General features: G+C 55.1%; 11 protein-coding genes. 3 read left to right on the plus strand and 8 right to left on the minus strand.

Annotated elements, in window-relative coordinates; all coding sequences use genetic code 11:
- Positions 1–298 precede the first annotated feature (298 nt).
- Positions 299–10,741: a T9SS type A sorting domain-containing protein gene (locus E1J53_RS00040; RefSeq protein WP_173021307.1), complete on the plus strand. Its 10,443-nt coding sequence runs from the start codon at positions 299–301 to the stop codon at positions 10,739–10,741.
- 258 nt (positions 10,742–10,999) lie between these two features.
- On the opposite strand, the gene E1J53_RS00045 is transcribed toward E1J53_RS00040, so the two are convergent.
- Complete coding sequence (locus E1J53_RS00045) at positions 11,000–12,319, minus strand: GntP family permease (RefSeq protein ID WP_134269936.1); 1,320 nt, start codon at positions 12,317–12,319, stop codon at positions 11,000–11,002.
- A 479-nt stretch (positions 12,320–12,798) separates the two neighbouring features.
- On the opposite strand from E1J53_RS00045, the gene E1J53_RS00050 reads away from it, so the two are divergent.
- Positions 12,799–13,806, plus strand: a complete 1,008-nt coding sequence (locus tag E1J53_RS00050; RefSeq protein ID WP_134269937.1) for a hypothetical protein — start codon at positions 12,799–12,801, stop codon at positions 13,804–13,806.
- Positions 13,807–14,063: 257 nt separating this feature from the next.
- Positions 14,064–14,864, plus strand: a complete 801-nt coding sequence (locus E1J53_RS00055) for a hypothetical protein (RefSeq protein WP_134269938.1) — start codon at positions 14,064–14,066, stop codon at positions 14,862–14,864.
- Here E1J53_RS00055 and E1J53_RS00060 read toward each other — a convergent pair.
- The 7 genes from E1J53_RS00060 to E1J53_RS00090 all read right to left on the minus strand — a co-directional run bounded on the left by E1J53_RS00060 (position 14,861) and on the right by E1J53_RS00090 (position 23,580).
- The gene (locus tag E1J53_RS00060; protein WP_134269939.1) at positions 14,861–15,820 is read right to left on the minus strand and encodes a class I SAM-dependent methyltransferase; all 960 of its coding nucleotides are present in this window, start codon (positions 15,818–15,820) and stop codon (positions 14,861–14,863) included. The genes E1J53_RS00055 and E1J53_RS00060 overlap by 4 nt on opposite strands.
- A gap of 41 nt (positions 15,821–15,861) precedes the next feature.
- Positions 15,862–16,455: a TetR/AcrR family transcriptional regulator gene (locus E1J53_RS00065; RefSeq protein ID WP_134269940.1), complete on the minus strand. Its 594-nt coding sequence runs from the start codon at positions 16,453–16,455 to the stop codon at positions 15,862–15,864.
- Between the two features lie 80 nt (positions 16,456–16,535).
- Positions 16,536–17,288 (minus strand): SDR family oxidoreductase, encoded by a 753-nt coding sequence (locus tag E1J53_RS00070; protein WP_134269941.1) that lies wholly within the window; start codon positions 17,286–17,288, stop codon positions 16,536–16,538.
- A 445-nt stretch (positions 17,289–17,733) separates the two neighbouring features.
- Entirely contained in the window at positions 17,734–19,197 is a 1,464-nt protein-coding gene (locus tag E1J53_RS00075) for a DEAD/DEAH box helicase (protein ID WP_134269942.1), read from the minus strand.
- Between the two features lie 280 nt (positions 19,198–19,477).
- Positions 19,478–20,662, minus strand: coding sequence for an OmpA family protein (locus E1J53_RS00080; protein WP_134269943.1), 1,185 nt, complete (start codon positions 20,660–20,662; stop codon positions 19,478–19,480).
- Between the two features lie 133 nt (positions 20,663–20,795).
- Positions 20,796–21,968 carry an acetylornithine deacetylase gene (argE, locus tag E1J53_RS00085; protein ID WP_253929742.1) on the minus strand — a complete coding sequence of 391 codons (1,173 nt, stop codon included), beginning with the start codon at positions 21,966–21,968 and terminating at the stop codon, positions 20,796–20,798.
- Between the two features lie 415 nt (positions 21,969–22,383).
- On the minus strand, positions 22,384–23,580 hold the full coding sequence (locus tag E1J53_RS00090; RefSeq protein WP_134269944.1) for a hypothetical protein: 1,197 nt from the start codon (positions 23,578–23,580) through the stop codon (positions 22,384–22,386).
- Between the last annotated feature and the right edge of the window lie 248 nt (positions 23,581–23,828).

Below are 23,828 nucleotides of genomic sequence, written 5' to 3' on the forward strand. Positions count from 1 at the left end.
CTACCTGAAAACCGGTATTTTCAGGATGAAGCCCAGAAACTCCGCGATCTTATTGCCATCTTTATAGTCCTGAAACGGGGTTTTGTCCCCCTTTTGGGACGTAATCTCGTGCTTAGGTACCGAGTGTTTTTTGTGCCCTGGTGCACCTGTTTTGACCTTTTGCGTTCAATCTTAATCTCAAGTACTTGAAATGATGACCTCTACACTAGCTATTGGCGGCAATTGTCGTCAGAACACCCGAAGTCGGTATGGCCGCATCGGGATTTCCCTTTTGACTCCCTTATTGTTATTTGTCCTGATGGCTTTCTCCTCCGGAGAATTGTTGGCCCAGGCGCCCTGCACCTTTACCGCTGGGGCCCAGGGGACGGTCAGCATGGACCTGGATGATGACACTCCTCCCTTCGCCACCAGCGTGGCGGCGCTACCGGCGGCCCTGAACGTAGACATCACTTCTACGGTAGCCGTTGAAATCTGCTTCTGGGGAGACATGAACGGAGGAAGTGAGACCTGGACGGTCCGGATTTCCGGCCAGGACTTTGCCAGCATTGGTGCCTTTGGCGATACGCCCACCGCCGGAGCCCCCGTTTGTCAGACCTTCAACGTTAACGCTACTAACGTGGAGAACGACCTGATGAGCAACATGAACGACGGGGACATCGACATCAGCTACCGGAATTTTGGTGGTGGCTGGACTAATGGTGGTGCTGGTGGTGACCAGTTCAACGCCCAGGTTCGCTCGGTAAGCTTTAACTACACGGTTCCCGTGACGCTCAACGACCCCGCTGATCGTTGTACGGATGGCATGGTGGCCAACTATAATGGTATGCCCGCCGCCGGCGTTGGTGGAGGGACTGCCGTCTACAAGAGTTTCCCCGCTACTCCTGCCTTGAACCCCATGACGGGTGCCTTTGACCCCACGATGGCTGATGCGGGAGACTACAACATTCAGTACGAATTCACGGTGAACGGCTGCACGTTCTCCGCCCAGCAAACGATTACGATCACTGCCTCCCCCGATGTGGACCTGAAGCCCACCACCATTTCTTGTGGAGCATCTGGCCAAGCCATCAACCTTGAGGTCATGTATGATGGTGGAAATACCAGTGGCGGAACCTGGTCCATCCCCGGAGAAATGGTGAACGGCAATACGTTCACTCCGGACCCCAATGGCGGATGTTACATGGTTACCTACACGGTTGACAACGGAACCTGTAACAGCCCCTACACCAGCACCGAAGAATTACTGGTCACCATTGCGCCGACGCCAATGCTGACGATTAACGGACCTACCTCCCCAACTTGTTCTACGGAACCAACGGACCTGAGCCTGGGCCGGACCAGCACCGGCGGGAATCCCGTATTCTCCTACCGGCTTAATTCCGACATGACGCCGACTACGGTTATGGAGGGGGAAACCTTTACTATCCCTGCCCCGGCTGCCGGTAGCCAGCTTACCTATCAACTCTGCCTTACGGAAACGAACACCAGTGCTGATTGTGGTAGCATCACGGACCCCGAAGATTGTTCCACCACCACCTGTCGGTGGTACACGGTCTTCAACGACGGCAACGACTGTGGCGCCAACGCCGCTTTCGACAGCGAATGTGAACCCGATCTGGACGCCGTTGACGTCTGTGAGGTCGACGAAATGAACAACCTGGCCCTGTCCTGTAGCTTCTTCACCCTGAACGGTCCTCAGCTCATCGAAGCGGAACTCTCTAACTACCCTGGCGTCATCAGCTGCTCTGACGAATCCTTCAATCTGGACTGGAAAGGTAGCCTCCCCGGAGACTTTGGGGACATTGCTACCGGAGGGGATAAAATCCGCGACATTAATGCGGCAACCAGTGCGGTCTGTTTCGTCATCGAATTCGAAATCTGTATCCCACTGCCCATCGTGGATGACTTCTGCCTGGACCCACTGCCCTTCCCCGCCTTCGTGGAAGAAGCCTGTGACAAGACCATCGGAGAATTCGTATTTGATGCCCTGGCCGATCTGGTTGGTGGCCCAGGGGGTAGTGGTACGGTCGTGGCCGATACCGATGGTGACGGTGCCTTTGACTTCATCGTTTCCGAATATGGCTTCCCCAACCAGACGGGTAACGCCAACTTCCCCGATCAGGCCACCATCCCCAATAACGTAGAGGGACCAAATGGTGTAATCACCGTGCGTAACGTAGTGTCCTGGCCCTTCAACGCTTCCGGTACCTGTGGCGTCATTTCTGACGAGTCCATTAACCTGCTGGAACTGCTGCCCATCGGTGCCATTCCCATCGTAGGGGTCATCATTGAAGACCTGATTGCGGCGGCTTCCTGTAATGTGGATCTGGTGTTTACGGATTCCGAAACCATTCAGATTCCGGTCATCAACAACAGCGCTCCGGAGTTTGCTAACTGCAACGAATCCGGTTACGTATTCTCCGAGGATGGTATTTGTGACACGGAAGTTAACTGGTCCGTCCCCGTAGCCTACGACGGTTGTGGTGCGGGTATTCTTCCCTACCGCGGTCGTACGGCCGGCACGGATGCGACCAACTTTAACGGAACGCCTCCCGCCATTGTGACCGTTGACGGTTCTGGTGTTTACCAGACGGCTGGTCCCATCATCGGCTCTGATCTGGAGCCCGGTACCTATACCGTTACCTACACGGCCTACTCTTGCTCTGCCGTAGAAAGCACCTGTACCTTTGACGTAGTGGTTACCACGGGTGACCCCGTCCTGGAGTGCCCCAACAACGCCTTCGCCAGAACGGACGTTGATCGCTGTGATGCCGTAGTAACGGGCCTTACCCCCAAGCAGGGCCTCAACTGCGCCACCATCCTGAACTACTCCATCGATTTTGCTGACGGCACTACTGCTGATGCGATCACTCCCTACTCCGCCGCCGCTCGCGGTACGCACAACGACGCCAGCGGACTGACGTTCCCCCTCGGTGTGAGCACGGTTACCTACACCATGCTGGTGGACATTAACGGCGACGGCGACGTCACCGACGAAAACGAGTCGCAAACCTGCGACGTCATGGTTACGGTCTCTGACCTCCAAAAGCCAATCGCCCAGTGTGTGGACGTTGACGTTCAACTCGACAACACGGGTAACGTAACCGTTTACGCCGAAGCCAACGCCCTCGGCGCTTCCATCGATGGTGGTAGCTCCGATAACTGCGATACGGATCTGACGATTGAAATCGCCAAGCCAAACGAAGACTTCGGTGCTTCCGTTTCCTACGACTGTGGCGACGTGGGTTACCACCTGGTAACGCTCCGCGCTACGGACGACAACGACAACGAGCGTACCTGTCTGGCGCAGATCAAAGTGGATGACTTCTTCGAAGGCATCGACCTGGAGCTGGATGCTCCCGAAATCTGTCTGGAAGCGACCAACCCCGCCCAGGTAGACTTTGCCAACTACATGACCATCACGCTGCCCGACGGAACGGTACTGAACCACCGCGACGTAGAGAACAGCAGCTTCCTCGGCGCTACCGTGGGTGCGTTTGCCATCTCTGCCTTCGCTCCCGCCGTTGGTTCTTCCAACGATCCCGGTACGATCACGCCTGACGGTGTTTACACGCCCGGAACGGGAAGTGGTTACGTAACCGTTTCCTACGTACTGGTAATCCCCGGTGCTGATCCCAACGATATCCTCCAGGGATGTTTCGAGATCGTTCACTCGACCTTCGAAGTACGCCAGCCCCTCACGATGGAATCTCCGGAGTGTGAGTGTATCGTACAGAATGATCGCGTGGTAAACCTCGGTGAGGTTTCTGGTGGTCTGGAGCCCTACACCATCCAGTACGGTGGTGTCAAGCTTGACGTGGACAGCGACGGTGTCGCCGACGACGTTGACGGTTCCTACACCTTCAGCACGGACAACGGACACGACATCAGCGACTTCACCCAGGATCTGGGTAACCTGCTGGTGGATTACACCCAGCCGACCTGGTCCTTCACCATCGTGGATGCCCGCGGTTGTGAACTGTTCCGCTCCGGTTCCTGTGATAACGACGATGAGAACGGTACGCCGGAGATTCTCTGCGAAGACCTTGGTCCCGTCGATCTGTTTACGGAAGCTGAAGTATGTGAGGCGCAGTACGAATGGGAGCACCCGCTGCCTACCGATAACTGTGACGTAATCCTCTACACCTACACCATCACCAACCCTGATGGTTCCATCGCCGGTCCTTTTGACATTACGGCCCTGCTGAACCCCGACATCACCAACCCGCTGCCCGACCAGTTCTTTGGCGAGTACCGCTTCCAGCACGTAGACCCCGATACGAAGACCTCAACGGTCACCTACTACGCGGAAGACGCCGTGGGCAACTTTACCCAGTGCAGCTTTGAAGTAACCGTGACGGACGATGATCCGCCCCGCTTCATCAACTGTCCCGAGCCCGCGGTGATCGTGGACGCTCCCGAAACCTGGTGTGCGGCATTCGCTAACTACTCCCTGCCACTGGCCGTGGACAACTGTAGCATTCCCGTGGTGACCCAGGTAGATGATACCGGCCTTACTTCCGGTGACCTTTACCCCGTAGGTATTACGATCAACACCTTCGAGGCCGTTGACCCCACGGGTAACTCCGTACGGTGTGACGTGAAGATCATTGTTAATGATTACCACACGCCGCCCACCTACGATTGCCCCGAAGACGTAACCCAGACGAATGACGACGGCGACTGTGGAGCCGTCGTGGAGGGAATCGCCCCGACGAACATTGACGACAACTGTATTGATAACCTCACCATCGTATACCGCATCGACGATGAAGACGGTAACGAGGTTGCCAGTGGTTTCGATGATGCCAGCGGCGAATTCTTTGAACTCGGTACCAGCACGGTAAGCTACTCCGTTCAGGACATGCCCCTGCTGCTGATCACGGAAATTACCCACAACATTACCGACGTGGTGGATGGAACCGTCCCGGTTCCTGCCTTTACGGCCGATAACGCCAGCGCAACCACCGACTTCCTCGAGATCACCAACTTCAACCGCGCCAACATGGACGTGAGTTGTTTGATGATCGAGCGTCTGCATGGCGACGGTGTATCCGAAGAGTTTGCCGTCCCGACCGGTACCATTCTTGCTCCCGGCGAGACCCTGACCATTCACTACGGAGAGGGTACCAACTCTCCCGCCGATAAGTACTTCAACGTTCCTGATTCCGATGATCTGGGACCAACTGATCCCGCAGCTTACATCGTCAGCCTGTCCCGATCCATTCTGGACGTGGCCGTCATGAACGGCTACGACATCAGTGGCCTGGCTCCTCCCAAGTACAACCTGGGTGGCTTTGCCATCACGGATTACTGGACGGGCAACATCAGCCCCGTATACGGGTCCGGTATTGTACGTACCACGGTATGGGACACGGACTCTGCTGCGGACTTTGCGCCCGGCGAGGCTTGTTTGCCCACCACCATCGGTGCTCTCAATCCCGGCCTGGCCCAGCCAACGCCCAACGGTGCTTCCACGGCCATCCAGGCCCAGCCTACCGTACGGGTAGAATGCTCCTTCGACGTCACCATCACCGACGATGAGCCCGCCGTTTGTGGTCTCTACGGTGACCCCTACTTCGATTACGTCGGTGGCCCAATTGAAATCGAATACGGTGAGTGCAGCGAAACGGTAATCAACGTGGCCGAAGTGTACGACATCGCTGACCTTAACCTCAACCTGGCGGGAAGCGTCGGTAACCTCGGTAACCTGACCATCACCCTGATCAGCCCCGAGGGTACGGCCATCGAACTGGCTGACGCCGTCTGTGCAGGAACCGACGACATTGAATTCACCTTTGACGGTGACTTCGGTCCGGTAATTGACCAGGGCGGATGTGGTATCCTGAACAATGCAGGAGACCTCGTGATGCCGGTTGGTGACATTGAAGCCTTTAACGGAGAAGCCGCCAATGGCGACTGGATCCTGCAAATTGGTCACAACGGCCAGGAAAGCACGGAGACGGCTACCATTGAGTCTTACATTCTCTTCATCAGCTCGCGGGAGGAATACCCCGACTACACCCAGACCATTCCGAATGATGAAGGCTTCTGTGGTGCAGAGTTCACCTGGTTCCACCCCATCCTGTTCGATAACTGCCCGGGTGGTACCCTGGAAATGACCATCACCTTCGAAGACGGTGAGGTTGAAACCGAACAGACGCTGGAAATCTTCCCCGAGAATACGGAGATCACCTACTTCTTCCGCGTAGGGGTAACCAACGTAAACTACACCCTCACGGATGCTGCCGGTAACGTCAGCAACTGTGGATTTGACCTGACGGTAGAGGACGTAGAAGATCCTACCCTCATCTGTCCCGAAGACATCACCATTCAGCTGGATGGCGGAGAGTGTGACGTAGTATACATCCCGGTCCGCGGCGTAGATTGGTTTACGGACGACAACTGTGAGGTAACGGAAATCATTCCTGAGCCAGACTGGCGCCTACCCCTGCCAATTGGCGTAAACGAGGTAATGCTGACCGTACGCGATGCGGCGGGCAACGATACGACCTGTACCTACGTGGTAACCGTGCTGGAATACATCCCCGAAAACCCGCAGATGGCGTGTATCGGAGAGGTCAACGTCCACATTCCCGGAGACTGTGAGCAGGAGATCATTCCCTCCATGGTCCTGGCTGGTCGTGAGTACTACTGTTTCGATAACTACGAACTGACCATCTTCCAGGAAGATGAGGACGGTGAACTGGTACAGCTGCCCGATAACGTGGTCGGCATCGATCAGATCGGGGAGACCATCACCTACATGGTTTACGACCCACGGAACGACGATACCTGTTGGGGCGTAATCAACGTCGGCTTCTTCGAAGCTCCCGAGTTCATCTGTCCCGATAACCGGACGGTATCCTGTAACGCCGCAACGGACACCAGCGTCATGGGAGTTCCCGTACTGCTGAGCTGTGCGCTTGCCGGTGCGGAAGTAACCTTTGCCGATACCCTGGAACGCTTTGAAGCTTGTGATGATCCCCGCGCGATCCTGCGTCGTACCTGGACGGTGACGGACCTTTACGGCAACGCCGCCAGCTGCGTACAGACCATCACCATTGAGGCCTTTGATCTTGATGACGTGATCTTCCCCGTCGACCTGGATGGAGAAGATAATCCCGCCATCAGCTGTGTGGCCGCCGCCGAAGATCCCACCCTGACGGATCCCGAGAACACGGGCTTCCCCACCGTTGCGGATGGCTCTAACATCTTCACTACTAACTTCTGTAGTGCCAGCTACCTGTACAGTGATGAAGTTTATAACATTTGTGCGGGAAGCTATGAGATTGTTCGTACCTGGAAGGTCCGGAACACCTGTCAGCCCATCGTTCCTGGCGTTAACCCACGGGAGGCCGTTCAGATTATCCGGGTGCTGGATCTCGAGAACCCCGTGATCGACCTGCCGGACGACGTAACCGTAAGCACCACGCCATTTGGCTGTGATGGCTTCCACATCATCGCGCCGCCAGTTGTTCAGGAAAGTTGCTCTAACTTCACCTACGAAGTATCCGTCAGCGGCGGTACGCTGGAAGAGGCGGGCGACGGCAGCTTCATCGTTTCTGATCTCGCTCCCGGTTCCTACACCGTTCAGTACGAGGTCGAAGATGAGTGTGGACGTTACAGCGAAGGCCGTTACACGGTAACCGTTGTTGACCTGGTGGAGCCGCTGGCCAGCTGTGAAGACGGACTCAACGTTTCACTCGACGGCAACGGCTTTGCTCTCGTATCCGCGCAGGATGTGGACAAAGAAAGCTACGATCACTGTAGCCCCGTTACCCTGGAAATTCGCCGGGTATTCAACCAGGACGCAGCTTGTCAGGCACTGCCTGATTCTACGTTCTCCGCCTGGGGTGAAACCGTTGAAGTTGGCTGCTGCGACGTAAACAACATGGTTACGATTGAGCTGCGGGTAACCGACGAGAACCAGAACTCCGCTACCTGCTGGACGCAGGTACTGGTGGAGGACAAACTCGCGCCAACCTGTATCGCTCCCAACAACGTTAACCTCAGCTGCGTCGACTTTAACGCAGAACTTCCCGCTGACCTCTCCGAGGCCACCGACGAGGAACTGAACGCTGCCTTTGGCGCACCAACGGGCCGCGATAACTGTAACGACCTGACCATCACGCAGACCATTAGCGGAGACGTGAACAGCTGCGGCGTTGGACAGTACACCCGTGTCTTCACCGTCACGGATGGTGTTGGCCTGACCAACACTACTCCCTGTGTACAGCAGATTCGGGTTTACGGTGTCTTCGATTACACGCTGACCTTCCCGCTGGACGCCGAAGCCGATTGCGCCATCGTACCCGAGTACGATAGCATTGGTATCGACGGACGTGCCTGTGACCTGATCACCATCAACACCACCGTGGATACCTTCCGGACGCAGTCCACGGCTTCCGAAGAATGCTTCAAGCTGGAAGTAACCTACGACATCATCAACTGGTGTGAGTACAACAGCATCGGTCAGGCTTACCTGATTCCCCGCGATCGTGAGGGACGGCGTAACCCCGAAACGCAACTAATGTACCTCCACGTACGTCCCGGTATCGACGCCACCACTACGAGTGATGACGTAGCCTGGTTGAGTAACTTCGACGACCTGTTCTTCAATCCCTTCCCGAGTCCTCAGGAAGACATCACCCTCGATGACGGAGATGATCTGAACGACACGGATCCTACGGATAGTGGTGATGATGACAACGGCGACGACAACATTGATTCAAATCCTTACGCCCAGGACGACAGCCGCGGATTCTTCCGCTACGTTCAGTTCGTGAAGATTTACGACGAGGTGGAACCCATCATTGAAGCCGAAGACGTGGAAGAGTGCTTCGCCGGAATCGGTGAGAACTGTGTCGCTGACGTGACGCTGGATTTCGTAGCCTTCGATGAGTGCTCCGATATTTCCGTGACGGTAGAACTGGACGCCGACTACGCCGGGGTAGCCACCGCCTTCGAGCGGACGCGCTTCCTGACGAGTGCGGAGATCAGCCAGATGGATAGCCTGTACACCATCAACATGAGCGACATCCCCGTTGGCGATCACGCCATTCGGGTGAATGCCGCAGATGGATGTGGAAACTTTGACGTTCAGGTCATTGAATTCTGCGTATCTCCCGACAAGGCACCCACCCCAATCTGTATCCAGACCCTGACCGTAACCCTCATGCCCGACGGCAATGGCGGTGGAATGGGCGTCATCTGGGCTACTGACTTCATCGCCTCAGACGTAGACGACTGCTTCGGTAACACCATCGATCAGTACAATATCTACACCGAGGCCGAAGCGGGTGAGGCCGGCTTTGATCCTACCAGCGGTCAGACCAACCTTGAATTCACCTGTGATGACTTCGGCGGCGACGACGTCCCCGTGCGGGTATACGCAGTAGATGCTAACAACAACACCGACTACTGCTCCGTGGTCGTTGAAGTGCAGGCCTTCCAGCCCGACCTCTGTGACGGTGGTGGAAGCCTTGGCTCCGTTGCCGGCCTGATTACTACGGAAGCTAACGAAGCCGTAGAGAACGTAGAGGTAACCCTGGAGGGCGAAAGTGATGAGCTCTACACCATGGTCACCCAGGCCGACGGTGAACTGCGTTTCACGAACCTCAACTACGGAACGGACTACATCCTGACGCCATCTCACTTCCAGGACTACCTCAACGGTGTCCGGACTTCAGATATCGTTCAGATTACCCGTTACATCCTTGGGGTGGCGGAACTCGACAGTCCCTACAAGCTGATTGCTGCGGACGTTAACGGAACGGACGACATCGACGTGTCGGACATCATTGCGATCCGCCGGGTAATTCTTGGCCTGTCCGATGAATTCCCGAACGGCATGCCAAGTTGGACCTTCATCCCCGCCGGCCACGACTTCCCGGTTCCTGCGGACCCATGGTCTCAGGCCTTCCCCGAGGTGATGAACTTCAACAACCTGGCGGCCAACGTGCTGGATGCAGACTTCCTGGCCGTGAAGATTGGTGACGTAAATGGAAGTGCCGTACCGAACAGCGAGCTCGAAGGACGCGGTGAAAACCCACAGGGTTCCTTTAACCTGGACGTGGATAACCTCAACCTGGAAGCAGGCGAGACCTACTCCATCCCGGTACGTGCCGCTGAGTTGAATACCATCGACGGATACCAGTTCACCCTGGAGTTTGACCGCACGGCCATTGAGGTGGAAGAGATTCTTCCGGGTGTGGTGGCTCAGGGTAACTTTGGCTGGCGTTACGCCAACCAGGGACTGATCACGACCAGCTGGAACTGGTCAGGAACCGCTGCTCCGACCAGCTGGAACCCCGAGGAAGTGCTCTTTACGATCGTCGTACGGGCCAACGCTCAGGATAAACTCAGCAACGTACTTTCGGTTGGTAGCCGCTTCACGGCTGCGGAAGCTTACGGCGATGAGGTGATGGGCGTATCCCTGGCCTTCAATCAGCCCGAACTGGAAACGAGCGGAACCTATAAGCTGCTGCAAAACATTCCTAACCCCGTGAGCAAGGAAACCGTCATCGGTTTCGAGCTGCCCGTGGCGGAGAAGGAAGTGGTCATCGTGATTACGGACGCTGCCGGACGCCTGGTAAAGGAATTCCGTCAGGAAGGATTTGTGGGGTACAACAGCCTGCTCCTTACCCGTGACGCACTGAATAATACCTCCGGAGTCTACAGCTATACCGTGACGGCCGGAGACTGGAACGCAACCAAGCGGATGATTGTGATCGAATAAGGATTGCAATAAAATGTCATCGGAGGAGACTCCGGTAAGATCGAGCGGCGTCGGGTTTTCCCGACGCCGCTTGGTGTTTATGGGGCGGGCATGAACGAACGGTCACTGCTCCGCAGCAATTTGCCCGGCACCTGCGTTTAGCCAAAATGGATCGCCCTATCGGGAGCTCTAGCTGGCAGGTATTCGGGGTAGTTAAGTAAGGGCAGAAAGGGGCACAAGTGCAGGTGCAGGGTCGTGCCCGGCGGCCGGGAAATGGCATCACAAGACGAAGTGGAGGATCAACACCGTCAGAATGACCATGACGCCCATTACGGCGGTCAGGGGGGTGTAGCTCCGGTAGGCCTCCCGGAGGTCGATGCCGGAAAAGCGGGTGACGACCCAGAAGTAAGAATCATTCGCGTGGGAGATGCTCATGGCGCCGCCACCGATGGCCAGAGTGACCAGGGCGAGATCCGTAGCGGTGGAAAAATCCGCCAGGGGGAGCAAGGGAGCCACGATTCCCGAGGTGATCACCAGGGCCCCCGTACTGCTTCCCTGGGCAGTTTTAAGGAGCGCCGCAATCCCGAAACTGAGCAGCAACAGGGTGGTGCCGGACAAGGGTTCCTCTCCCACCCACTGGCTTACGTCACTGGCCAGGGGGGACGCCTTGAGGATGGCGCCAAAGGCGCCGCCCAGGCCGGTGATGATCAGAATGGGGCCGGCCACGGCAAGTCCGTCTTTAATCCAGTCCGTTTTGGGCTGCCGGGAGGGTAGTAGGAGCGCCGGGACGGTACCCATCAACAGGGCGATGGTGGGATCGGTGAACCAGCTCACGTAGCGAAATATTCCCGTTTCGTCGGTGGTGAGCGACAGCACGGAACCGAGGGCGATCAGGATAATCGGTAACAAGAGTGGCCAGAGGCTGGCGCTCAGGGAAGGCGTTTGTTCCTGGTCGGAAGCAGTCGTCCCGGGGGGGATGGCGGTGATGTTGCTGCCCAAATAGGCACTGGCCTTCCAGGTGACGAAGATAACCGGCACGGCCACCAGGGCCCCCAGCAACATGATGGTCCCCACGGCGCCATCGGCACCAAGGTTAGCGGCGGCGGCCAGCGGACCGGGAGTAGGAGGAATCAGGGTATGGGTGAGGTACAGGCCACCGGCAAGGCTAAGGGCCAGTGGCGCCACCTTACCGCCGGCACGCACGGCCAGGGCCGGTAGTAAGCCCGCAAGGATGATAAATCCACTGTCGCAGAACACGGGAATGGAGATGATGGCCCCCAGTACCACCAGCCGTAAACCGATGGCCGTACCGCTCCCCACAATGAGGTCGGCGATGGTACGGGCAGCTCCCGAACGTTCCAGCGCAATTCCGATGATGCTTCCCAGGACGATTAAAAGTCCCACCGAACCGATCAGTCCCCCAAACCCCTCTTTGAGCAGCCGCACGATCTCCGGAACGTCAAGACCAATGATGATCCCCAGACCCAACGCGGTGAGGAGAAGGGCAAAAAAGGGATGCCAGCCAAATTTGCTGCCGGCGAGGATTAAAAAGATGACCGCACCGGCGATGGCCAGTAAAAGGGGGATTCCTGAAAGCATGGAGTACGTTTAAGGCTCCCCCCCAAAATAGGAAACGGTAGTCGATGGTGCGAATCGGTGGCCGGTGGCCGGGCCATCAGCGTGAATAAGGTGTTCGATTTCGAACGCTGAGGTTTCAAAACCGAACAAGTTAAAAATTATTCACAGGCTTAAATAGCTGATTTTCAATTATTTTAATTTCTGGCACGGAGTTGGCATACTTACTACCAGCTGGTCGAATGAGATCAGTTGTTTGACCATATTGGTCAGGAAAAGAGGGTTTAGACGGGCAAATTGGCCAATAGTCACATTCCGTTAATCGAGAATTACACGCATTCGTCGACGGAAACCTAGGAGCACTCGAACAAATTTTCGGGAACCCGTAACAACCCGCATCTTTGAAATATCAAAACGCAGATAACGTACTTCATTCATTATCAGCGTGCAACCAAAACAATAACTCAAAGTCTTTTTAACCAAACCGCTTTAACCCAGTAATCATGAAACGCCTCTTTTTCACCTTCATATTCAGCCTTCTTTTTTGCGGTGCTGTTTTTGCCAGCGCCCAGGGCGCTAACCCGAAGGGAGGCGTAAGTCTCTTTGACCAATGGGAAAATCAGTCCGTTACCAATATTGAGCTTCACGTCAACTTCGATTCGCTTGAAGTATTCCGCAAGAAGGATGGCGAGATCGACGCTCAGGTAGTTGCTAACGGCCAGGTACTTGATCTGGACGTTTCCGTTCGCGGTCGGTTCCGTCGCCGCACTTGCACCATCCCTCCCCTGAAGTTGCAGTTCAAAAAGGACAACCTGCGGGCTTTCGGCCTGAACACCCACAATGACTTCAAACTCGTTACGCACTGTACCGAGGGAGAAGAGGGGCAAGATGCCATCCTGCGGGAACAACTGGCCTACGAACTTTACAATACCGTCAACCCTACGGCCAGTTTCCGCACCCAGTTGTTGACCGTGACCTACGTCAACACCGTTGATCAGAGCACCGTTACCAGCTATGCTATTCTCATCGAAGACACCGACGAGTTGCGCGAACGGATGGGCATGGAAATGAAGAACTGTGATGATTGCTTTGCGCTCCCCGCTCAGCAGGTTACCAACGCCGAAACGGTCGCCCTGTTTCAGTACATGATCGGTAACTCCGACTTTTCCACCAGTATGGTCCGCAACCTTAAGCTGATGCAGGCACCCGGTGGTAGCACGGTAGCGGTACCTTATGACTTCGACTTCAGTGGCCTGGTAAACGCCAGCTACGCCTCCGGATTCCCTAACCTGGGAGAAACCCGGGTAACTGACCGCACGCTGATTTGGGAGTACGCCGACGCCGACCCCGATTTCTACCGGGCTAAGCAGTATTTCCTGGACCTGGAAGAAGAATTGATGGGACAGGTAGCCGGTTTCGAGCAGATGAGTGGCAAGAGCAAGCGGGAAATCAGCAAGTACCTGAAAACCTTCTTCAAGGAATTGAAGGCCGACGAAATTACCGCAAAGTAATGCGGGTCATATATCCCTCCTACCCTTAAACCACCTGATGAAAACCCCACCTAATCCCTCACACACCTAAACACCCTATTTTCTTTCTCAGGCTTAATGATGAAATGTTTTTGGCCGCGTTTGCAGTTACCAACCCACTAAAATTAGGGGCGCTGCAAACGCGGCAATTTTTTACCCCCGCAATGGATCGCTACTTGATGGAAGTATCCGGTCGATGAACTTTAGGATCGTGCGGCCGCAGCCGTTACCTTCGCAGCATGCCCACCGCCTCGCAGTTTCTTGAAGTTTACCTGCCCGCCATCTGCATGGTAGGCACCCTTCTGACGGCGGGAGTTATCGGTTCACTTTTCTTCGTGAAGCGGTCCGGTGATCGGCGGGCAAACGCACTTTACGGGACCCTGCTCATCCTGGGGGGGCTCACCCAGCTGCACTTCATGGTCGATTTTCTGGGATGGATGGAAAGTTATCCTTCCTGGAGGTATCAGCCCATCTACTACAGCCTCTGGCTACCAGTCTTACTTTTCTTTCACGTTAAGGTGAGCCTGTACCCCCACTATAAGTTTCGCTGGACCGACGCCAAACACCTGGCACTGCCGACCGGTCAGGTCATTTACTTCCTGGCCATCTGGATGGTTCCTGACTGGCGGCACCCAACCGGACGCTACTTCTACAACCCCTTCTATGGTGGGCTGGAACAGATGCTGTATCTGGCCGGCTGGCCACTATACGTTTTTTTCAGTTATGCTTATCTACGTCGGCGCCGGAAACAGCTGAAGAAGCGTAGCCTGCCCCGGCTTTTGTGGTACTTACGAAAATTGCTCAAGGGGTGCTTACTGTTCATTTTGGTATACGGCATCCTGGCGGGAGCAGATTTTCTCGCCTTCAAATACTTACACGCCGACCTCAGGTCACGTCCCTGGTACGGGATCGGACAATCCCTGTCCTTTACCGTTCTGCTTTTGTGGTTATGCGTATACGGAGGACAGGTGCTGGTGTGGGGGCGCCGCCTTCGCCTGATGAATATTCCCGAGGAACAACGACAGCGGATTACGCCTTAGGCCTCATCATCGCGGCTAAATTCGATGCGGTAGCTCTGGTGGAGGTTTCGCTTGCGAAAATCTGGCGGGAGAGTCTGTTTGGTGATGTTTTTGACCCGGAAGCCCTGCAGGGCATCTTCGTCCAGCCGGAACTTCCGGTAATTCGTACTAAAGTAGAGCGTCCCTCCGGGACGAAGCAGCCGCATACTCTGTTGAATAAGTTGTACGTGATCCCGTTGGGTATCGAGCACGTCCTGCATCATTTTTGAATTGGAGAAGGTGGGAGGGTCCAGCACGATCAGGTCGTAGGTTGCTGCCGGAGCCTCCGCCAGCCACTGCAGGACGTCGGCTTTGATGAAGCGATGTTCCTCGGCGTTGATGTCGTTGAGTTCAAAGTTCCTCCGCCCCCACTGGAGGTAAGTGTTTGACAGGTCAACGCTGTCTACCCGCCGGGCTCCTCCGGCTGCGGCGTAGACGCTGAAGGAGCAGGTATAGGCAAAAAGGTTACACACGAGCTTGTCTCTGGCTGCTTTAGCGACCATCATTCTGGTTTGTCGGTGATCCAAGAACAGTCCCGTGTCCAGATAATCAGTGAGGTTGACGATGAAGCCCAGATCATGCTCAACCACCGTAAACTCCCGCTGGACGATGGATAACTTTTCGTACTGATTACTGCCGCTCTGCCGCTTGCGTAATTTAAAGAAGATCTGGTCTCGACCCAATTCGAGGACTTCCATCAGTACGTCCCGGTAGGCCAGCTTGCGGTCCTGCCACTCCGTCTCGTCCCAGTTTTCTCCCCGACGATGGTAGACCGCTACGTAAAGCTGTTCCCCGTAGCGGTCAACGGTAATGGGAAACTCATCAAGGTCAGCATCATAGATGCGATAGGCTTCCAGTTCCTGTCGCCGCGCCCACTTGTCGTAGTGGCGGGCCATTTTCCTGAGTCGGTTGGCGAAGGCCGTATAATCTCTTGGCATCGCTCGAAGATAGGGGGCGTAATGCAATCCTCCGAAGTGAGTTAGGCCCACGCTAATCCGGACAGCAACTGCTCGATGGTGGCGGAAAGTTCCTCGTTGGGCATCCCGGTTTTAGTAACGACCTGTAGCCCGTTGTAGCCGACGAAGAGGAGATTGGCCTGGGCCAATGGGTCGGCCGACGCAGCGATTTCCCCTGCTGCCTGCGCCTGGCGGATTGCTTCGGTGAGTACGGCAACAAATTTTTTCCGGTTGGTGGCCACAAAGCCAAAGTTATCCGGACAGGTAGTGGCCAGTTCCGTGGTGGAATTAACGATGTAACACCCCGCAGAACAGTTGTTGCCGGGCTTGGTTTTGGCTTCAAGGATGCGATTGAACAGGGCCTGAAGGCGGGTGCGAAGATTTCCCGGAGCAGCCAGGATTTCCCGCATTCCCCTGAGGTTTTCCTTCTGGTAAGCCTCCAGCGTTTGATCGTACAGGGAGCGCTTGCCACCAAAGAAACGGTAAATGCTGCTACGGCTCAGACCGGTAGCAACTTCCAGTTCCTGAATGGAAGTTGCCTTGTAGCCCTGTTCCCAGAAAAGGTCGCGGGCGCGTTGCAGGACGGTTGCTTCGTCAAATCCTTTGGTTCGAGCCATGGTTAGTGTTGGTATGTAGCAAAATAAAAGGCGGGAGCACCCAAATTAAGGGGACTCCCGCACAATCTTGTCATGGATTTTTAGAGTGTGGCCATCCCTCCATCAATTTCCACTTCAGTACCCGTCATGAAGGTGCTGGCATCAGAAGCGAGATAGGCTACGTAACCAGCGATTTCGTCGGCCTTTCCGAAGCGTCCCATCGGTACCTGGGCCTTGATCATATCTGCGGCCTGCGCCTGCTGTTCCTCGCTCATCCCCGTAGCGGCGAAGAAGTTAGTTTCAATCGGTCCCGGGCTGACCACGTTTACCCGTACGCCGCGACCGACCAGCTCGGCCGCCATGATTTTCCCGAGGGTTTTCACGGCACCCTTAGTGGCGGCGTATACGCTGAAGTTGGCGAAGCCCAGCTGATTGGCAATGCTGGAGTTCAGAATAATGCTGGCCCCCTCCGAAAGGTAGGGTAGGGCAGCCTGTACGGTAAAGATTACCCCCTTCACGTTGACGTTGAACTGCTTGTCAAAATTATCTTCCGTGATGTGCCCAAGGGGAGCGGGCTCACCAAAGCCCGCGTTGGCGAAAATGACGTCGATTTTTCCGTAGTCCTTACCGACCTGATCGACGAAGGCGTTGATCTCGGCCACAACACCGACGTCAGCGGTATATACTTTGTCGTACAAATCTCCGTACTGCTGACGGATTTCTTCGGCTCTCTGGTCGTGTCTTCCGTTGGTGACCACGGTTGCACCTCCGGCCTTCAGCGCGCGCGCTGAAGCCAGACCAATGCCTCCACTACCTCCGGTTACAATTGCGATTTTTCCAGTTAAGTCTGCCATGAGTAGGTTAAGTTTAATGGTTATTATTGTTTTTGTAACGATCGTTACTGTTTAGTGTGTAACGATCGGTTCAAAATAAAGTTTTACCCCCTTCGCTATTTTTTTGGAGTCTACCGGTGAAAAGATCGGATGGGGTTTAGGGTGATGAAAACCCACCGTTTGACCAGACCTTCCTTGCCGGCCCCGATAGCCACCCCGATAGCTATCGGGGCGTCATGTACCGTTCAGCCCCGGGAAAACTGTGGTCGGAAGCCTGTTTTGCGAAGGCTTAGCCGAGTGAAACGGCGTCCGAACACTTGTAGACTCAACATCTCAAGCGGGAAATTTTTATCACCCAAATAGAATTATTTTCCGAAGCTGACTACCCTGAAAACGGCGGAGCGGTAACGGGAAACCCGTTACCGCTCCGATAGCTCAGCGTTTTAGTAATGATTACTATCCGGCCTTAATTATCCTGGGGGGATCCTCCGGATTGGGGCCCCCGGCCCCGGCCCCGACGCTGTTTACGTCTGCCGGATGGGTTATCGCCGGAATTATTGCCACCTTCTTTCCTGGAAGTGTTATCTCTTTTTTCCGACCGTGGTTCGCCGGAAGCTTCTCCCTTGTTTTTGTGTGGACGGTTTCCCGATCGTTTTTTATTTCCTCCCCGGCCTCGTCCCCGGTTGCGATTTTTTCCTCCTCGGCCCCGTCCACGGTCACGGTCACGGTCATCATCTCCTCGTCTTGCTTTAAGGTGTTCGGGGAGTTCTACCCGGCGAACTTTTTTCTCCACCAGATCTTCGATGCGGCGGAATCGATGACGATCTTCTCTGCTGATGAGGGTGATGGCTTCTCCTTCGGCGGAGGCACGGGCCGTTCGTCCGATGCGGTGGACGTAATCCTCCGCATCACCGGGTACGTCAAAGTTGATGACCAGATCAATACCGTCGATGTGAATACCCCTACTGAGAACGTCAGTGGCTACGATAATGGGGATGGCTCCGGAACGAAATTCCCGGAGGCGTTCTTCCCGATCGCTTTGTTCCAGATCGGAGGAAACGGCTTCGGCTTTATGGCCCTTACGTTGTAGTCGCCGGGTGAGGTCACGGACGGTTTTCTTACGACCGCAGAAAATCAGGATGCGTTCCATATCCTTTTTGTCCTTCAGGATATGCTCAATGAGGCTGATTTTTGCCGGTTCAGGTACGTCGTAGGCCTTTTGGTCAATTTTTTCGGCGGGCTTGGAAATTGCGATGCTGATTTCTACCGGATTCTTCAGAATGTCACGGCTGAACTTCCGAATCTTCGGTGGCATGGTGGCCGAGAAGAATAGAATTTGCAGGGTTTCTTTCGGTAACATGTCGATGATCTTCAACATGTCGTTGACGAAACCCATGTCAAGCATACGGTCTGCTTCGTCCAGCACGATGTGCTTCACGCCGCTCAGGTCCGCGTACCCCAGGTCCAGGTGGGCGATGAGTCGCCCGGGGGTAGCTACCACAATGGGAGCGCCGGTTTTGAGGGCCCGCTTTTCCTGTTCCATACTTCTTCCGTCCCGGCCGCCGTAGATGGCAATGGAACTAGCGGAAGTATAGTAGCTGAACCCCTCTAGCTGCCGGTCGACCTGCATGGCCAGTTCCCGGGTGGGTTCCAAGATGATGGTATTTACCTTTTTAACGGGGTTTCGGGCCAGCTTATCGAGAATGGGAAGCAGAAACGCGGCGGTTTTTCCGGTTCCCGTTTGGGCGACGGCCAGGACGTCCCGACCTTCGAGGCTGGGGGGGATGGCCTTCGCTTGGATGGGGGTACACTGCTCAAAGCCCATGTCGTCCAGGGCATCTAGCAATTCATCGGCAATGTCTAATTCGTCAAAGTATACGACCGGTTCTTCCTCCGGATTGTCCGGAGTTTGTTCGGGATGATGATCCATTTATTATGGCTTGGTATAGTGCGCAAGCCGATTCTCCCAGGCCTGCGGACGGTGTGATATGGTATTGCGGGCGTTCCCGCGGGCGACGAAGATACAATCTTTCGGATGGACTACCGGGGAATAAGGTAATCACGGCTCCCGGGGGAGCTCAACGTCAGCTAATTATTTAACGCCCGGAAGCACAATGTGTTGGCTTGTCGGGAAATTAAGCGGGATAACCCGTGAAAGAGCCTGTGAAGGTTTTAACGTCTCGTTGCGCAGCCAAACTCGCGCATTGACCCTAGCGGCTCTCTTTAAATTCAAGGATTTTGACCTCCACCCGCTGATTGCGTTTGTTACAATCCTGCGTACTGTCGAGACAGACTGGTCGGCTCTTGCCGTAGCCGCGGGGAATCATTCGTTCAAAACCGATATTATAGGACTTAAGGTAGCTGACCACCGTCTTTGCCCGGTCTTCGCTAACTGAGGCGGCGAAGGTGTTACCGGCCATCCTACTGGCGTGTCCTCCGATTTCAACGATGACGTTTTCATTCTGCTGCAGAAAGCCAACGATCTCCTGGAGTGCTTCTTCGCTATCGGGGGTCAATTCAGCACTGTTGGCCTTGAAACGGATGTTTTCGATGGCAAAAATTTGCCCTTTCTTCAGGACGGCTTCCGTACGGCCGAGGCGCACGGTCGGCTCCTTGGGTTCTCCGTTGGCCGGGGCCGGGGCGGGGCCCCGGGTATCCTGGCGGGGGACTACCGGGCTGACCCGTATGTTGTCTTCCGGGTTTTCCACCTCCGTCTGCACCAGCGCCGGTTCGTCCAGGAAAATATTCTTGTCGCAATCGATGGGGACCAGTGGCTGAATGTTGTCCAGCAGGATGTTTCCGTTGTAGGGAATCAGAATGGGCGTATTGTAAAAGGCCTCCAGAATAATGTGGGTGTAGTTATCCTCCGGGCGGAGCTTAATGCGGAACTCCTGCCATTCGAAGTTGTACACCAGGGCGGACTCCCCAATGATGTTGCCCTTATCACAGATGCTGTAACCGCCGTGAATGCGCAGTTTGATGGGGTCAACGTAGTTGTCCCTTGCTTTCGTCCGGCGACTCCGGCTCATATAAATTTCGGATCGGGCCAGGTGAATCCGAAACTCATAACACTGCCCTCCAACCAGGGGGGTAGTAAGTTGCTGGCCGACGCTTTCCCAGGTATCATTATCCCGGGTGACCATACCCAGGTATGTATTCTGGTCAAAGGCGGGCTTTCTTACTTCAAATAAAAATTCCGGGTCGGGTTGTACGTCCGGGGCGGTTTCACCGGGGAACCCACAGTCCGTCCACCCACGTGGAGGCTCACTGTTACGGGGAAGATCTTCGAAGGAGGGGTTTCGTAAATGCACGATGCCCTCCTCCTGGGAGAACACATCATTAAACGGCATGAACAGCACCCAAAAAAAGAGTATGGATAGGGAAGAAAAGCGCATGTTACACTGGCTAATTGGGCAAGTAACGGCTGGTCAGCATCTTTGGTTCTGACCCCCCGCATTCGACAAGATAACGTCAAAGAAGGGATTGTAGTACGGTCGGATGGCAACGATCCCCGGAAGTAACGCGGGATTAACTGAGGTGAGCGACTAATTTTTGCAGCATCTGCTGGCAACGCTCCAACTGTTCAACGGCCACAAACTCATTGGCCCGGTGAGCCTGGGCAATATCCCCGGGGCCGCATATTACGGAAGGAAAACCTGCATTGGAGAATTGTCCTGCTTCGGCGGCGTAGGCCACGGTCCCCGTTTGGGTTTCGCCGGTCAGACGCTGGACAAGTTTTACAATTTTCGCGTCCTCATCGGTATCCAGCGGTGGAACGGGCGGGTGCATTGCATCGTGAACAATATCAAATTCCGGATAAATTTTCCGGCAAACGGTTTTACGTTCTTCGCAATAAGCTTCGAACTCGGCAAAAATTTCGTCTGCATCGTCCATCGGGATGTTGCGGTAATCCCAGTCAAAGGAGCACTGGTTAGCAATGATATTAAAGGCCGTTCCGCCGTTAATCTTACCCACGTGAATGCTGGTGTGGTTAGGCGTGAATCGGTCATCAATTCTTCCCCCGGCAATCAGACGGTCCATTTTGCCTTCCAGCCATAGAATGAGCCGGGCGGCTTCGTGAATGGCGTCGACTTCCTCCTTAATGCGACTACTGTGGCCCTGAGATCCGGTCACCGTCGTGGTGTATACCATAATGCCCTTCTGCCCCACCATGGGTACCATCATCGATGGTTCCCCAATAATGGCTCCGGCGGGCGTTTCCGGATAATGGTCCCGGATGGCTGCCGCCAAAAGATCACCGGATCGGCATCCAATCTCCTCATCAAAGCTGAAGGCAAAGTAAACCGGCTTGGTCATTGGCTGCTCCAGCATATGGGGTAGGGTAGCCAGACAGCAGGCCGCGAAGCCCTTCATGTCGCAACTGCCCCGGCCGTACAGTTTATCGCCGATCAGGGTCAACTTGAAGGGGTCAGTATTCCAGGGCTGTCCCGCAACCGGCACTACGTCCAGGTGGCCGCTTAAGATGATCCCACCATCCGTTGCGGGGCCTACCCGGCAATGAATGGCCGCTTTGGTCCGGTCCTCGTTATACACCAGCTGATACGCTACCCCGTAGCCTTCGAGGTAATCGGTAATCCACTTGACAATTTCCAGGTTGGCGTCCCCACCAAAGATGGGAAAGGACACCAGGGCCGTGAGAATTTCGGTGGCGGTCATGGTTCGGGGAAGAGTCTGGGGCATGTAGTTTACTAATTTGGCCGGTAAATATAGGAAAGGAGGAGGCTAAGGCTAAAAAGAAGGCTAAGGCTAAGGTTTAGGCTAAGGCTAAGGCTTAGGAATGTTCTCCGGAGTAGGCTTGCTCCACAGGCCGGTCATTAAGGCTGAGGCTAAGGAGAAGGAAATAGAAGTGGCTAAGGCTTAGGAATGTTATCCGGAGTAGGCTTGCTCCGCAGGCCGGTCATTAAGGCTGAGACTAAGGAGATGGAAATAGAAGTGGCTAAGGCTTAGGAATGTTATCCGGAGTAGGCTTGCTCCGCAGGCCGGTCGTTAAGGCAGAGGCTGAGGTGGGATGGGAGAAGAAAACAACGGCGATCAACTACGGAGGATATGGAAGGTTGATAGTTCCTTAGCGGGAGCCCTCTTTCGGGGCAAAATCCTATTTGCCAGGACGTACCTTGACCGCTCGCCCGTAGGCGGCGGGGAGACCCTTTTGTTCACACCACGCCCGGTAGCGTTCGGCGGCGGCTTTCGCCTCGGGACGGTGGGGGAAAAGAATACTCGTAACGACCGCAAAACGCCCCGGTGCTGGCCAGCTGTTCAGGCATTCGGTGGGGACCATCCGCTGGCCGGTGAGTCCCGCGGCAGCCAGTTCCGCAATCCGGGCGCGGGCCTTGTCTTCCCGCAGCAGGGCGTCGACGACAACAAAGGACCGTTCAGATACCAAAAAATCTGTGCAACCTACTGGTTCGGGCTGCGAGATGGGAGCTTCGGTAGCTGGGGCGACCACTTCCGCTTCCACTTCCCAGCCGGGTTCAAAGGGGTCGGGTACCACCGGACCATAGTTCTCTTCGTAGGCAATGGTGGAGAGCAGTCCTACGACACTCAGTAAAAGGGTTGCGTTCAGCAGCTGCCGGCGTTTCTTGGCGCGTTCCGGAGGAGTGGGGCCGTAGTCCGGGTTCCGGTCAATGGTGGCCAAAATGTCTTTCCGTTTACCGTATTTACCCAGGTAATCATTGAATGTGTGGCGGGGCTTCGGAATTACCCGCAGCTGGATTTTCCCCCGTTGATTAACCACGATCAGTCCCACGCCGTTTTTGCGGCACTGCTTTTTCAGGGCCTGGTACTCAGCTGGCCGCACGAAAGTGTTTTCCCCGACGGCAATCCAGTGTTCATTGGCGGGATAGCGACTCAGTTGTTCGATGGCGGAAATACTACTGGCAATACTTAACTCCAGCCAGCGGATAACCGTACCGATTAGTAGGCTTCCGACCACAAATACGCCAATCAGGAGCAGCGTATTCAGGGCATTGAAGTACCACTGATAGCCCAAAATGGCGGAAAGGCCTACGATCAACCCCAGCGTGGTTAATTGAGCAATGAACCGCACCCGGCTATCTTTTTCCTGCAGTTTGAGCTGATGGATGGTCGTCCGACTCTTTGCTTCTACAACCACTACGTAAGGACGCTTTCGTGCGCGCATGAAAGAAATCATCACGTCGGCGCGCTTCAGCCGGGTATATACTTCCGTACTCACGTAGGCTGGCTTTCGGCGGTAATACCGCTTATTCAGTTGGTCCGCAACCGCATCCTGAATGAAACGCTCGGTATGGGGCTTTTTTTTGGGAGCTGCCATGGGTTGCAAATATCAAAAAATAAGTTTAATTTTATAATCTGTAAAACAAAAATTGTTTTAAAATGGTCCGCTGATCGCCAACCATTGTCTTTCTGACGTCGTACTGGCCGGTAGGGACGATACACTTTGGTGCTGCTGTTGCGCAACTTCGCCAGCCGCCCCGGGCGTTGACGGTTTTTGTTTTATCAGTGATCCCGACGGTAATGACTTCTCGGGGTGCTGCTTTAAGTAAGATGCAAAGGAGTGTG

The organism is Lewinella sp. W8, assembly GCF_004375085.3.
In the GTDB taxonomy this organism is placed as follows: Bacteria; Bacteroidota; Bacteroidia; order Chitinophagales; family Saprospiraceae; genus Neolewinella.

Coding starts and splice junctions, on each gene's coding strand:
- E1J53_RS00040 (WP_173021307.1), top strand. CDS start 299: ATGGCTTTCTCCTCCGGAGAATTGTTGGCCCAGGCGCCCTGCACCTTT.
- E1J53_RS00045 (WP_134269936.1), bottom strand. CDS start 12,319: ATGCTTTCAGGAATCCCCCTTTTACTGGCCATCGCCGGTGCGGTCATC.
- E1J53_RS00050 (WP_134269937.1), top strand. CDS start 12,799: ATGAAACGCCTCTTTTTCACCTTCATATTCAGCCTTCTTTTTTGCGGT.
- E1J53_RS00055 (WP_134269938.1), top strand. CDS start 14,064: ATGCCCACCGCCTCGCAGTTTCTTGAAGTTTACCTGCCCGCCATCTGC.
- E1J53_RS00060 (WP_134269939.1), bottom strand. CDS start 15,820: ATGCCAAGAGATTATACGGCCTTCGCCAACCGACTCAGGAAAATGGCC.
- E1J53_RS00065 (WP_134269940.1), bottom strand. CDS start 16,455: ATGGCTCGAACCAAAGGATTTGACGAAGCAACCGTCCTGCAACGCGCC.
- E1J53_RS00070 (WP_134269941.1), bottom strand. CDS start 17,288: ATGGCAGACTTAACTGGAAAAATCGCAATTGTAACCGGAGGTAGTGGA.
- E1J53_RS00075 (WP_134269942.1), bottom strand. CDS start 19,197: ATGGATCATCATCCCGAACAAACTCCGGACAATCCGGAGGAAGAACCG.
- E1J53_RS00080 (WP_134269943.1), bottom strand. CDS start 20,662: ATGCGCTTTTCTTCCCTATCCATACTCTTTTTTTGGGTGCTGTTCATG.
- argE (WP_253929742.1), bottom strand. CDS start 21,968: ATGCCCCAGACTCTTCCCCGAACCATGACCGCCACCGAAATTCTCACG.
- E1J53_RS00090 (WP_134269944.1), bottom strand. CDS start 23,580: ATGGCAGCTCCCAAAAAAAAGCCCCATACCGAGCGTTTCATTCAGGAT.